Genomic DNA, 12,832 nt, shown 5'->3' with positions numbered 1-12,832 from the left:
GGGGTATGATGCTGGCCTTCATCCTGACGCGCGTGGCGCAGGCGATCCTGGTGATGCTGGTGGTGGCCCTCTTGGCCTTCACCATGTTCCGCTTCGTCGGCGACCCGATCAACCAGATGGTCGGGCAGGAGACCACCGAGGCGGAGCGCGAGGCGCTGCGCGAGAGCCTGGGGCTGAACGACCCCGTGATCGTGCAGTTCGCCCGTTATGTCGGCCATGCCGTGCAGTTCGACTTCGGCAACTCCTACCAGTTCAAGCAGCCGGTCTCGGGCCTGATCGGCGAGCGCGCGCCGGCGACGCTGGAGCTGTCGCTGACCTCGGCCTTGCTGGCGCTGCTGATCGGCGTGCCGATGGGGGTGTTCACCGGCCTCTATCCCCAGCGCTGGATCTCGCGCCTGTTCCTCGGCGCGTCACTGGTCGGGGTGTCGCTGCCGACCTTCCTGATCGGCATCCTGCTGATCTTCGTGTTCTCGGTCGAGCTCGGCTGGCTGCCCTCCTTCGGCCGCGGCGAGGTGGTGCGGCTGGGCTGGTGGAGCACCGGGTTCCTCACCTTGTCCGGCATGCGCTCGCTGATCCTGCCGGCGATCACGCTGGGCCTGTTCCAGATGACGCTGATCATGCGGCTGGTGCGCGGCGAGATGCTGGAGGTGATGCGCACCGACTTCATCCGCTTCGCCCGCGCCCGCGGCCTGACCGACCGGGCGATCCATTTCGGCCATGCGCTGAAGAACACGCTGATCCCGGTCATCACCATCACCGGGCTGCAGCTGGGCTCGATCATTGCCTTCGCCATCATCACCGAGCAGGTGTTCCAGTGGCCGGGCATGGGCCTGCTGTTCATCCAGGCGGTGGCCAATGTCGACATCCCGATCATGGCCGCCTACCTGCTGCTCAGCGCCTTCATCTTCGTCACCATCAACCTGGTGGTCGACATCCTGTACGCCGCGGTCGACCCGCGCATCCGCGTGGGGGCGTGAGCCGATGCGACGCCTGCTCGACAGCGACCTCGCCTGGCGCTTCCGCCGCTCGCCGATCGCCATCCTGGCCCTGCTGGTCACCCTGCTGATGCTCGCGGGGGCGGTGCTGGCCCCCTTGATCGCGCCGCAGGACCCGTTCGACCCGGCCAGCCTCGACCTGATGAACTCGCTGATCCCGCCGGCCTTCGAGGCGCAGGGCGACCCGCAATTCCCGCTCGGCACCGACGACCAGGGCCGCGACCTGTTCTCGGCCATCCTCTACGGCACCCGGATCTCGCTGTTCGTCGGCTTCGCCGGCGTCGCGCTGGCGATGCTGATCGGCGTCACCCTCGGCCTCGTCGCCGGTTATCGCGGCGGCTGGGTCGGGGCGGTGATCATGCGTGTCGCCGACGTGCAGCTGACCTTCCCGGCGATCCTGATCGCGCTGCTGATCAACGGCATCGCCCTGGCGCTGGTCGGCAAGGGCGGCGGCACCGACCTGCAGATCGGGGTGATCGTCGTCGCCATCGGCCTGTCCTACTGGGTGCAGTACGCTCGCACCGTGCGCGGCTCCACCCTGGTCGAATCGTGCAAGGAGTACGTCCAGGCGGCCCGGCTGATCGGCCTGTCGGACTGGACCATCATGTTCCGCCACGTGCTGCCGAACGTGATGGGCCCGGTGCTGGTGATCGCCACCATCAACCTGGCGCTGGCGATCATCACCGAGGCGACCTTGTCCTTCCTGGGCGTCGGGGTGCCGTCGACCTCGCCCTCGCTGGGCACGCTGATCAACATCGGCAACCGCTTCCTGTTCTCCGGCGAGTGGTGGATCACGATCTTCCCCGGCGTGGCGCTGGCGGTGTTGGCGCTGTCGGTCAACCTCCTGGGCGACTGGCTGCGCGACGCCCTGAACCCGAAGCTGCGGTGAGGGCCATGCCAAGCACTGAAACGGCGACGACCCTCAGCGTCCGCGACCTCAAGGTCCAGTTCCGCACCCGGCGCGGCCTCTTGACCGCGATCGACGGCGTGTCCTTCGACATCGCCCCCGGCGAGGTGCTGGGCGTGGTTGGCGAATCCGGTGCCGGCAAGTCGATCACCGGCACCGCCGTGATCGGGCTGATCGACCCGCCCGGCCGCATCGCCGGCGGCGAGATCCGCCTCAAGGGCGAGCGCATCGACAATCTGAAGCCCGAGGCGATGCGGCGGATCCGCGGCCGGCGCATCGGCATGATCTTCCAGGACCCGTTGACCAGCCTGAACCCGCTCTACACCGTCGGCCGGCAGCTGACCGAGACCATCACCACCCATCTGCCGCTCGGCCGCGACGCGGCGCGGCGGCGCGCGGTGGCGCTGCTGGAGGAGGTCGGCATCCCGGCGGCGGCGGAGCGGATCGACAGCTATCCGCACGAATTCTCCGGCGGCATGCGCCAGCGGGTGGTCATCGCCCTGGCCCTGGCGGCGGAGCCGGAGCTGGTGATCGCCGACGAGCCGACCACGGCGCTCGACGTCTCGGTCCAGGCCCAGGTGATCGCGGTGCTGAAGCGGCTGTGCCGGGAGCGCGGCACGGCGGTGATGCTGATCACCCACGACATGGGCGTGATCGCCGAGACCGCCGACCGGGTGGCGGTGATGTATGCCGGGCGGATCGCCGAGATCGGCCCGGTCAGGACCGTGATCAAGCAGCCGCACCACCCCTATACGGTCGGGCTGATGGGATCGATCCCGACGGTCGCGGGCGATGCCGAGCGGCTGCAGCAGATCCCGGGCGCGATGCCCCGGCTGGACGCGATCCCGGCCGGCTGCGCCTTCAACCCGCGCTGCAGCATGGCCTTCGACCGCTGCCGGCAGGACCGGCCGGAGCTGATCGGGGCGGGGCCGGGGGCGGCCGCCTGCTGGCTGGTGGAGGGAGGACGGGCATGACGGCCAAGACCGTTGTCGAGGTCGTGGGGCTGAGCCGCCGCTTCGACCTGTCCCAGCCCTGGCTGGCGCGGCTGCTGAGCGGGGCGCCGCGGCTGACCCTCAAAGCCGTGCAGGACGTCAGCTTCACCATCACCCGGGGCGAGACACTGGCGCTGGTCGGCGAATCCGGCTCCGGCAAGTCGACCATCGCGCGGCTGGCGGTGGGGCTGCTGCAGCCCAGCGACGGCGCGGTGCTGATCGACGGCGTCGACCTGTCGGACCCGGCGAAGAAGGCGCAGCTGGCCAAGCTGCGCCGGCGCATCCAGATGATCTTCCAGGACCCCTATGCCAGCCTGAACCCGCGCTGGCGGGTCGACCGCATCGTGGCCGAGCCGATCCGCGCCTTCGGCCTGTCCTCGTCCCAGGCCGAGACGGCGGAGAAGGTGGCGGAGCTGCTGCGCCGGGTCGGGCTGGACCCGCGCGACGGCCGCAAGTTCCCGCACGAGTTCTCCGGCGGCCAGCGCCAGCGCATCTGCATCGCCCGGGCGCTGGCGTCGGAGCCGGAGTTCATCGTCTGCGACGAGCCGACCTCGGCGCTCGACGTCTCGGTCCAGGCCCAGATCCTGAACCTGATGCGCGACCTGCAGGACCAGTACGGCCTGACCTATCTGTTCATCAGCCACAACCTGGCGGTAGTTCGGCACATGGCCAGCCGGATCGGCGTGGTCTATCTCGGCCGGATGGTCGAACTGGCGCCCGCCCGGTCGCTGTTCCGGGCGCCCCGCCACCCCTACACCCGCATGCTGCTGGACGCGCTGCCGGACCTGGAGATGACCGGCCGGCCGCGCAAGATGGTGGAGGGCGAGATCCCGAGCCCGATCGCCCCGCCGCCGGGCTGCGCCTTCCATCCGCGCTGCCCGCTGGCGAACGACCGCTGCCGGCGCGAGGTGCCGCAGCCGCTGTCCGCCGGCGACGCCACGGTCGCCTGCCACGCGGTGGAGGAGGGGCGGGACCAGGCCGTGATGCCGCCGCTGCGCATGACCGTGTAGACCCGCCGCCCCCGGCCGGTCGCGGCCGCCATGGTGCCGCCGCGATTCCCGGCTTCAGATGGGGCGGAAAGGGGAGACATCTGTCATGAGACTTCTGTTTGCGGCCCTGGCGGCCGGCATGATCGCGACCGCCGCCCTGCCGGCGCCGGCGGAGACGACGCCGGTCCTGTGCCCGGAGGCCGACGGGATGATGCGGGACGACGCGATGCTCGGCGTCCTGGTCGAGGCGGCGCTGAACTCGTCCTACACCATGGCCAAGGACACCGATGACGGGGTGGACTGCCTGTGGCCGGTGCAGGCGCTGAGCTATGATGGCTTCGACCTGCTGGTCATGGCCCGCGGCCGCGTCGGCGGCATGGGCCATAGCGAGCCCGCGCGCCTGTCCGCCTACATCCTGCGGCCCGACCCGTCGCGCCCGGGACTGGAGGGCCCCGGTTTCGTCACCGCCATCCCGGACTTCGCCGATGTCGGCACCTACGGCAATCCGGGGGAGCTGTCGGCGGTCAGGTTCGGCGGCCGCGACGGCCTGGCGGTCCGCAGCGTCGCGGTCTATCAGGGCTTCTCCTTCACCGACCTCAACCTGTTCCTGATCGAGAACGACCGGATCAGCGCGGCCGAGCCGCTGCGGATCGGCGCCGGCAACGGCGGCGCGGCGGAAGACGAGAAGGACATCGTCGCGGTGGAGGGCCGCTACGACCTCGACAAGCCGCCGCCGGCCGCATGACGCTGACCTTCGCCGTCACCGACAAGGGCGAGACGCGCAGCGGGCAGGCGGTGGCGCGCCTCGACGGCACGGCATGGGTCATCGAGTCCGGGGCGCTGCCGCCGGAGCTGGACGAGATCGGCCAGTAGCCCGGTCCCGTCCGGCGGGCTGTGGCGGCACCGGGACCTATTCGGAATTCGATCGCCCGAACTGACCCGTGTTTTCCACACTCCCCCTCCCGCAAGGGGAGGGGGAGTGTGGAAAGCACAGGTCGAGGCGGACGGCAGATCGGGCCGCGGCGTCACCCCGTGTCGGGCGGCTCGGGCGGGTCCTCTGGCGGCAGGTCCATCGTGGCCAGGAACAGGTCCGACTCCGCCACCCAGCGTTCCGCCTGCTCCGGCGGCAGCCCGAATTCCGGGCACAGACGGGCCACGGCCTCCGCCGCCGGGCAGCTGTCGGCGATCGCCGCCAGATCCGGCCGGTCCATCTGCCCGGCCATCTCGAAGAAGCGCCGGTCGCTCTCCGCCTCGTCCCCCGTCCCGGCCCGGATCGCGGCGCCCAGCGCCATGATCACCCGCAGCCGGCGCCGGGTCCCGGCCTGGTCCACGACGGGTTCGGCCGGGCCGGGGGCGGGCGCCGCGCCCGGGGCGGCCGCCGTGCCGGCCGATGGCCGGGCGGCCATCTCCGCCAGCGCCGCATCGCCCAGATCGAGCCAGCGCTCCGCCTCCTCCGGCAGGCCGAACATCCGGCACAGCCGGGCCACCGCCACCGGCGCCGGGCTGGTCTCCACCAGCTCCGCCAGCTCCGGCCGCTCCAGCCGCTCGGCCATCCCGGCAAAACGCCGGGTGGCCTCGGGCAACTCGGCGCCGTCGGTCACCGCCGCCCCCATGGCCATGGTCACCCGAAGCCGCGACCTTGATCTCTCGGCCCGCCGGATCGCGGCCTCGTGCGGCCGCTCCTCCGGCGGGCGGGAGAGCTTGTCCTCCAGCAGCAGGGTCAGGCGCAGCGACCGGGCGACGACGGCGATCCGCTGGCAGTAGTCGATGCCGGGCTGCGGCGCCTCCACCGCCTCGGTGCGGGCGGCCTCGGCGATGTCCATCTGGATCTCGGCCATCCGGGCGAGCAGGCGCAGATGTCGCGCCGCCCGCTCCTCCCGGGGAGCGGGCGGGGCCTCCGATGCCTGCACGGTCTGCGTCTCGCTCATGGAACATATCATGAACATACCCAACCGATAATACTACTGCGATCGTGTCTTCCCACGGTCGGCAAGGGCCCGGGCGACGCAGTCCTTGACTCCCGCTCCTCTTTCGTTAATAACTGACTGGTCAGTCATTAACGAAGGCGAGCGGACCGGTCATGGCCCAGGCGGTGCGGAGACGGCGCAAGGAGGCGCGGCCGGCGGAGCTGCTGGAAGCGGCGTTCGAGCTGTTCGTGGAGCGGGGCTTCGCCGCGACGCGGATCGACGACATCGCCGCCCGTGCCGGGGTCAGCAAGGGCACGGTCTATCTCTACTTCCCCAGCAAGCAGGCGGTGTTCGAGGCGCTGGTGCGCCAGGCGGTGCTGCCCAATGTCGAGCGGCTGATCGGCGAGACGGCGCAGCCGGGGACGCCGGCACCGGAGATTCTCGCCCGTCTGCTGCGCGCCATCATGCGCACCGTGGCCGGGTCGCCGCTGCGGCAGTTCCCCCGCCTGATCATCGCCGAGGCCCCGCAGTTTCCCGAGCTGGCGCAGTTCTGGCGGGCGACGGTGATCGACCGGATGCTGGGCACCGTCGTCGGGCTGATCGAACGCGGCATCGCCGCCGGCGAGATCCGGCCGGTCGATCCGGCCGACGCGGCCCGGCTGCTGATCGCGCCGCTGCTGATGGCGGTGATCTGGGGCAGCACCTTCGCGCGCCAGGACGAGAGCTTCGACCTCGGCGTCTTCATCGACCGGCATCTCGACATCTATTTGCGCGGCATCGCGGCGGAGACGCAGCGATGAGAACCCGCATTCGCATCGCGGTCCTCGTTCTGATCGCGGCCGCCGTGGCCGCCGCCTGGTGGTTCGACCTGCCCGGCCGGCTGGGCTGGCGCGAGGCGGGGGACGGGCCGCTGACGCTCTACGGCAATGTCGACATCCGCCAGGCGGAGCTCGGCTTCCGCGTCTCCGGCCGGCTGGTCGAGATGAAGCTGGAGGAGGGCGAGGCGGTGACCGAAGGTCAAGTGCTGGCGCGGCTGGACGACCGGCCGTTCCAGGACAGCGTCGCCGCCGCCCGGGCCGATGTCGCGGCGCGCCAGGCCGATCTCGACAAGCTGATCGCCGGCCCGCGCGCGGCCGAGATCGCCCAGGGCCGCGCCACGGTGGCGGAGCGCGAGGCCGATCTGGAGAACGCGAAGCTGGCCTTCGCGCGCGCCCAGGAGCTGCGCCAGAAGGGCAACACGCCGCAATCGGCGCTGGACCAGGCCCAGGCCGACCGCGACATGGCCCAGGCCCGGCTGGACTCCGCCTGCCAGGCGCTGGCGCTGCTGCTGGAGGGCAGCCGGGCCGAGGATATCGCCGCCGGCCGGGCCAACCTCGCCGCCGCCCAGGCCGACCTCGCCACCGCCGAGACCTCGCTGGCCGACGCCACGCTGAAGGCCTCGGCCGACGGCATCATCCTGTCGCGGGTGGCGGAGCCGGGGGCGATCATGGCGCCCAGCAGCGTCGCCTATGTGCTGTCGCTGACCAGGCCGGTCTGGATCCGCGCCTATGTCGCGGAACCCGATCTCGGCCGGGTCCATCCGGGGCTGGAGGTCGAGGTGGTCACCGACACAAGGCCGGACCGGCCGTATCGCGCCCGTGTCGGCTTCGTCTCGCCGGTCGCCGAGTTCACGCCGAAGACGGTGCAGACGCCGGAGCTGCGCACCGACCTGGTCTACCGCCTGCGGATCATCGTCGACGAGCCCGACCCGGCCCTGCGCCAGGGCATGCCGGTGACCGTGCGCGTGCCCAGGGAAGGATGAGATGGCTGCGATCGGACAGGCCGGAGTCGCCCCCTCACCCGAAATCGCTGTCGCGATTTCGACCTCTCCCCAAGGAGAGGTGAAGCGGGGCCGCGCACGGTTTTCCCTCTCCTCGGGGAGAGGGAGGGGCCCGTCGCGTTGGCGATCGGAGGGTGAGGGGGAGCGGTCGCGCCGATGAACAAGCCTGATCCCGCTCCGGTCCCCCCGGACCTGGTCCGGATCGACGGGGTGACCAAGCGCTTCGGGCCCGGCAGGCCGGCGCTCGACGCCATCACCGCGGCGATCGGCGGCGGCCGGATCACCGGGCTGGTCGGGCCGGACGGGGCGGGCAAGACCACGCTGATCCGGCTGATGACCGCCCTGATGTGGCCGGAGGAGGGGGCGCTGACCGTGCTCGGCCACGACAGCCGGGCCGAGCCGGCGCCGATCCAGGCCGCGATCGGCTACATGCCGCAGCGCTTCGGCCTGTACGAGGACCTGACGGTGCAGGAGAACCTCGACCTCTACGCCGATCTCCGCGCCCTGCCGCAGGCGGAGCGACCGGCGGTGTTCGACGAGATCCTGACCTTCACCGATCTGAAGCGCTTCACCGGCCGCCTCGCCGGCAAGCTGTCCGGCGGCATGAAGCAGAAGCTCGGCCTCGGCTGCGCCCTGCTGCGCAAGCCGCGCCTGCTGCTGCTGGACGAGCCCGGCGTCGGCGTCGACCCGATCTCGCGGCGCGAGCTGTGGGGCATGGTGCAGGACCTGACGCGCGAGGGCATCGGCGTGGTCTGGTCGACCGCCTATCTCGACGAGGCCGAGAAATGCGACCGGGTGCTGCTGCTGAACGAGGGCAAGCTGCTCTACGAGGGCGAGCCGGGCGGGCTGACCGGGCGGGTCGAAGGACGGGTGTTCCGGCTGACCGGGATCGAGGGCCGGCGCCGCCAGGTGCTGGCGGCCGTGCTGGCCCGGCCCGGCGTGATCGACGGCGTGATCCAGGGCACGGCGATCCGGCTGGTGACCAAGGACGCCGCGCAGCCGTCCCCGCCGGACGAGGCCGGCCCGGCCGCGGCGATCGGCCCGGCGGCGCCGCGCTTCGAGGACGCCTTCATCGACATCCTCGGCGGCGGCCCCGGCGGCCGGTCGAAGCTGGCCGAGGCGCGCGAGACGTTGCCGCCGCGCGAAGGCCCGGTGATCGAGGCGCACGGCCTGACCAAGCGCTTCGGCGACTTCACCGCCGCCGCCGATATCAGCTTCGACATCCCGCGCGGCGAGATCTTCGGCCTGCTCGGCCCCAACGGCGCCGGCAAGTCGACCACCTTCAAGATGCTGTGCGGCCTGCTGAAGCCGACGGCGGGGGAGGGGCGGGTGGCCGGCTTCGACCTGCGCCGCGACAGCGCCGAGGCGCGCAACCGGCTGGGCTACATGGCCCAGAAGTTCTCGCTCTACGGCGATCTCAGCGTCGCCCAGAACCTCGACTTCTTCGCCGGGGTCTACGGCCTGGACCGGCGCCGGGCGCGGCGGCAGATCGGGCTGATGACCGAGATCTTCGCGCTCGGCGAGGTGCAGTCGCGCTCGGCCGGCACCCTGCCGCTCGGCTTCAAGCAGCGCCTGGCGCTGGCCTGCGCCGTGATGCACGAGCCCGAGGTGCTGTTCCTGGACGAGCCGACCTCCGGCGTCGACCCGATCAGCCGGCGCGAGTTCTGGACCCATATCAACGGCCTGGTCGAGCGCGGCGTGACCGTGCTGGTGACCACCCATTTCATGGAGGAGGCCGAGTACTGCGACCGGATCTCGCTGATCTATCGCGGCCGCTCGATCGCGCTGGGATCGCCGGACGAGCTGAAGGCCAAGGTGGCGGGCAGGGACCGCCCCGACCCGACCATGGAGGACGCCTTCATCGCCCTGGTCGAGGCTTCGGATGCGCAGAGGAAGGCGGCGTGATGGGCCCTTCCTCTCACCGGATCGCGTTCAAGGCCTCCCAGCCGAGCCGGTCGACGATCACTAGCAGCGACCGTGCCGGGCCGCTCGGGCGCTTGCGGTGCTGCTCCCAATCCGCGACCAGTTGCTTGCCGACGCCGATGCGGTCGGCGAAGGCCTGCTGGGTCAGGCCGAGGCGCCGGCGTGTCGCGGCAACGTCGATCTCCGGCGGCTCCGCCCGCCCTGTCCGGGCAGCGATGGCGTCGGCCATGTCGGGTGCGGTGTCGGGGTCCTCGACGATCTGGGCTGCGATTTCGTCGTCCGAGGTCGCGTCGACACGGGCCCAGTCACTCCTGCTGGGCCGCCCACGCTTGGTAGGCATTGATCTCTCTCCTGTTAGCCTTGCGGAAGCTGATGATCCGGCGGACCGGACCGCGATCGGTGTAGACCGCGACACAGACCCGGCCCCGCACCCTTCCAACAGCAATCATCCGAAGTTCGCCGTAGTCGCTCCGGTCGTCTTCGATCTCGACTACCGGTCCCTCTCGCCACATCAGGGCTGCGTCCGCGAAGTCGAGGCCGCGCCGGGCGATGTTGGCCGCGTTCTTAACGGGATCGAAGTCGATATCCACACATCGATATATACGCCGGAGGCGTATTTATCGTCACGCAAAAATACACGCACCGCTTATTCCGGGGGCGAGCCATGACCGCCGCCATACACGAGGCTGCCGTCCCCTCCCGCGCCGATCGTCTCCGCCGGTTCGGGGCGCTGCTGCGGAAGGAGAGCCGGCAGATCCTGCGCGACCCGTCCAGCCTGCTGATCGCCGTGGTGCTGCCGGTGCTGCTGCTGTTCCTGTTCGGCTACGCCCTGTCGCTCGATGCCGACCACACCCGGGTCGGCGTGGCGGTGGAGAGCCCGGGGCCGGAGGCGCGCGACCTCGCCGCCAGCTTCCAGGCCTCCCGCTATTTCGACGCCCGCATCGGCACCGACCGGCGGCAGTTCGCCGAGGACCTGGTGACCAACCGGGTCAAGGGCATCATCGTCATCCCGGACCGCTTCGCCGCCGAGGCGGCGCGGCCGGGCGGCGCGCCGCAGATCCAGATCCTGGTCGACGGCACCGACCCGAACACCGCCAACTTCGTCATGGCCTACGCCCAGGGCGTGCTGTCGAGCTGGCGGGCGATGCGGGCGGCGGGGCAGGGCGCCGACGGCGCGCCCCCGATCGATGTCGAGCAGCGCGTCTGGTTCAACCAGGAGCTGGTCAGCCGCAACATGCTGGTCCCCGGCGCCATCGCCATCGTCATGACCATGATCGGCACGCTGCTGACCGCCCTGGTGGTGGCGCGGGAGTGGGAGCGCGGCACGATGGAGGCGATGATGGCGACGCCGGTGACGGCGGCGGAGCTGCTGGCCGGCAAGGTGCTGCCCTATTTCCTGCTCGGCCTGGCGTCGCTGACCCTGTGCGCCTTCGTCGCCGTGGTCCTGTTCGGGGTGCCGTTCCGCGGCTCGGTCGGGGCCCTCTACCTGGTCACTGCCGCCTTCCTGTGCCCGGCGCTGGGGCTCGGCCTCCTCATCTCCTCGGCGACGAAGAACCAGTTCCTGGCGTCGCAGCTGGCGCTGGTGGCCGGGTTCCTGCCGGCCTTCCTGCTGTCGGGCTTCCTGTTCGAGATCGGCTCAATGCCACGGCCGATCCAGTGGATCACCTATATCCTGCCGGCGCGCTACTACGTGCCGGCGCTGCAGACCGTGTTCCTGGCCGGGGACATCTGGCCGCTGTATCTGCGCAACATGGCCGTGCTGCTGCTCCAGGGCGCGATCCTGCTGGCCCTGGCGGCGCGGCTGACCCGGAAGAGGCTGGCCTGACATGTGGCGCCGCCTGAAGGCCCTGGTGGTCAAGGAGCTGCTGGCCGTGCTGCGCGACCCGCGCGGCCGGATGATCCTGATCGTGCCGCCGATCCTGCAGCTCTTCGTCTTCGCTTATGCCGCGACGATGGAGGTGAAGAATGTCGACCTCGCCCTCCTGGACCGCGACCGCGGCGCCTGGAGCCAGGAGCTGGTGCGGCGGGTCGAGGGCTCGCCGTACTTCCGCGGCATCCTCGCGGTCGAGACGCCGGAGGCGCTGCGGGAAGCGATCGACCGGCAGCAGGTGCTGGCGGCGGTGCAGGTCGGCCCCGGCTTCTCGCGCGACGTCGCCGCCGGGCGGCCGGCGGACCTGCAGGTCATCCTCGACGGCCGCCGCTCCAACGCCTCGCAGCTCGCCGGCAACTACCTGTCGCAGATCGTCGCCGGCATGGCGGCCGACGCGGCCAGCCCCAGCGGCGTGGCGGACCAGCCGGACGCCGCGGTGCCGCGCTTCTGGTTCAACCCGGCGCTGGACACGCAATGGTTCATGGTGCCGAACCTGATCGCCGTGATCGCGGTGCTGATTGGACTCATCGTCACCGGCCTGACCATCGCGCGGGAGCGGGAGCTGGGCACCTTCGACCAGCTGCTGGTCTCGCCGCTGCGGGTGCACGAGATCCTGCTGGGCAAGACCATCCCGTCGCTGCTGATCGGCTTCACCCATTGCAGCTTCTACCTGCTGGCGGCGCTGGTCTGGTTCGGCCTGCCGCTGCGCGGGTCGCTCGGGATGTTCTACGCGGGCGTGTTCTTCTACCTCTTGGCCCTCATCGGGATCGGGCTGTTCATCTCCGCCCTGTCGGCGACGCAGCAGCAGGCGATCCTCGGGTCGTTCCTATTCATGATCCCGGCGACGCTGATGTCCGGCTTCGCCACGCCGATCGACAACATGCCGGAATGGCTGCAGCCGGCGACCTTCGTCAACCCGCTGCGCTACTTCATCGTCATCGTCCGCGGCGTGTTCCTGAAGGGGCTGCCGGCCGAGGAGATGCTGCACAACACCGTGCCGCTGGCGCTGATCGCCCTGGTGACGCTCAGCGCCGCGGCGTGGATGTTCCGCCGCAGAATGGAGTGAGCGGCCTCAGAGACCGTTTGGAAATGCGCTGGCGTGAGTCGGCTGGCGGTGGTTTCGAGAACCGGAGCGCAGCGCACATTGGGTGCGTGAGCACCGGAAGCTTCGAGTCCGCCGCCAGACGGCCGCGCCAGTAGAATTTCCAGACGGTCTCTCAGGGCTGCGGCACGGTCCGGTTGTAGGGATCCTCGCCGGGCTCCGCCGTGGGGCCGGTCCGGGCCTGGGCCGAAGGCGTCGGGTTGTGGACCGACAGGTTGAAGCTGTCGCCCGGGACGTCGGAAGACGAGCAGGCGGCCAGGACGACGCCGGCCGCCACCATCGAAAGCAACGCCACTGCCGGATTCCGCATGATCCGTACTCCCCGGTG

The 12,832-nt window shown here is 70.9% G+C and carries 15 protein-coding genes; 11 read left to right on the top strand and 4 right to left on the bottom strand.

Annotated features, from left to right (window positions below):
* The first annotated feature begins 8 nt into the window (after nt 1-8).
* From LG391_RS07600 to LG391_RS34675, 6 genes are all read left to right on the top strand, one after another.
* The gene (locus LG391_RS07600; protein ID WP_304608422.1) at nt 9-977 is read left to right on the top strand and encodes an ABC transporter permease; all 969 of its coding nucleotides are present in this window, start codon (nt 9-11) and stop codon (nt 975-977) included.
* Nucleotides 978-981: 4 nt separating this feature from the next.
* Nucleotides 982-1,884, top strand: coding sequence for an ABC transporter permease (locus LG391_RS07595; RefSeq protein WP_225767368.1), 903 nt, complete (start codon nt 982-984; stop codon nt 1,882-1,884).
* A gap of 5 nt (nt 1,885-1,889) precedes the next feature.
* The gene (locus LG391_RS07590; RefSeq protein ID WP_225767367.1) at nt 1,890-2,876 is read left to right on the top strand and encodes an ABC transporter ATP-binding protein; all 987 of its coding nucleotides are present in this window, start codon (nt 1,890-1,892) and stop codon (nt 2,874-2,876) included.
* Complete coding sequence (locus LG391_RS07585) at nt 2,873-3,904, top strand: ABC transporter ATP-binding protein (protein WP_225767366.1); 1,032 nt, start codon at nt 2,873-2,875, stop codon at nt 3,902-3,904. The genes LG391_RS07590 and LG391_RS07585 overlap by 4 nt, the downstream gene beginning before the upstream one ends.
* An 85-nt stretch (nt 3,905-3,989) precedes the next feature.
* On the top strand, nt 3,990-4,628 hold the full coding sequence (locus LG391_RS07580) for a hypothetical protein (RefSeq protein ID WP_225767365.1): 639 nt from the start codon (nt 3,990-3,992) through the stop codon (nt 4,626-4,628).
* Nucleotides 4,625-4,756 (top strand): hypothetical protein, encoded by a 132-nt coding sequence (locus LG391_RS34675; RefSeq protein ID WP_255646460.1) that lies wholly within the window; start codon nt 4,625-4,627, stop codon nt 4,754-4,756. Before LG391_RS07580 ends, LG391_RS34675 begins: the two co-directional genes overlap by 4 nt.
* 152 nt (nt 4,757-4,908) lie before the next feature.
* On the opposite strand, the gene LG391_RS07575 is transcribed toward LG391_RS34675, so the two are convergent.
* On the bottom strand, nt 4,909-5,811 hold the full coding sequence (locus LG391_RS07575; RefSeq protein WP_225767364.1) for a hypothetical protein: 903 nt from the start codon (nt 5,809-5,811) through the stop codon (nt 4,909-4,911).
* Between the two features lie 152 nt (nt 5,812-5,963).
* On the opposite strand from LG391_RS07575, the gene LG391_RS07570 reads away from it, so the two are divergent.
* The 3 genes from LG391_RS07570 (at nt 5,964) to LG391_RS07560 (ending at nt 9,514) form a co-directional block, all read left to right on the top strand.
* Nucleotides 5,964-6,590 (top strand): TetR/AcrR family transcriptional regulator, encoded by a 627-nt coding sequence (locus LG391_RS07570; protein ID WP_225767363.1) that lies wholly within the window; start codon nt 5,964-5,966, stop codon nt 6,588-6,590.
* The gene (gene hlyD / locus LG391_RS07565; RefSeq protein ID WP_225767362.1) at nt 6,587-7,591 is read left to right on the top strand and encodes a secretion protein HlyD; all 1,005 of its coding nucleotides are present in this window, start codon (nt 6,587-6,589) and stop codon (nt 7,589-7,591) included. The genes LG391_RS07570 and hlyD overlap by 4 nt, the downstream gene beginning before the upstream one ends.
* A 174-nt stretch (nt 7,592-7,765) precedes the next feature.
* Nucleotides 7,766-9,514 carry an ATP-binding cassette domain-containing protein gene (locus LG391_RS07560; protein ID WP_225767361.1) on the top strand — a complete coding sequence of 583 codons (1,749 nt, stop codon included), beginning with the start codon at nt 7,766-7,768 and terminating at the stop codon, nt 9,512-9,514.
* A 13-nt stretch (nt 9,515-9,527) separates the two neighbouring features.
* Here the strand turns inward: LG391_RS07560 and LG391_RS07555 are convergent, their stop codons facing one another.
* Nucleotides 9,528-9,872, bottom strand: coding sequence for a DNA-binding transcriptional regulator (locus tag LG391_RS07555; RefSeq protein WP_225767360.1), 345 nt, complete (start codon nt 9,870-9,872; stop codon nt 9,528-9,530).
* On the bottom strand, nt 9,838-10,122 hold the full coding sequence (locus LG391_RS07550; RefSeq protein WP_225767359.1) for a BrnT family toxin: 285 nt from the start codon (nt 10,120-10,122) through the stop codon (nt 9,838-9,840). Before LG391_RS07550 ends, LG391_RS07555 begins: the two co-directional genes overlap by 35 nt.
* Nucleotides 10,123-10,196: 74 nt before the next feature.
* Here LG391_RS07550 and LG391_RS07545 point away from each other — a divergent pair, with 74 nt between their 5' ends.
* A complete protein-coding gene (locus LG391_RS07545) occupies nt 10,197-11,357 on the top strand; it encodes an ABC transporter permease (RefSeq protein ID WP_225767358.1) in 1,161 nt (386 codons plus the stop codon).
* Between the two features lies 1 nt (nt 11,358).
* Complete coding sequence (locus tag LG391_RS07540; protein WP_225767357.1) at nt 11,359-12,468, top strand: ABC transporter permease; 1,110 nt, start codon at nt 11,359-11,361, stop codon at nt 12,466-12,468.
* A gap of 151 nt (nt 12,469-12,619) precedes the next feature.
* Here the strand turns inward: LG391_RS07540 and LG391_RS07535 are convergent, their stop codons facing one another.
* Complete coding sequence (locus tag LG391_RS07535; protein WP_225767356.1) at nt 12,620-12,814, bottom strand: hypothetical protein; 195 nt, start codon at nt 12,812-12,814, stop codon at nt 12,620-12,622.
* Nucleotides 12,815-12,832: the final 18 nt, after the last annotated feature.

It is taken from the genome of Inquilinus sp. Marseille-Q2685 (assembly GCF_916619195.1).
GTDB lineage: Bacteria > Pseudomonadota > Alphaproteobacteria > DSM-16000 > Inquilinaceae > Inquilinus.
This window is presented reverse-complemented; position numbering and strand designations above follow the sequence as displayed.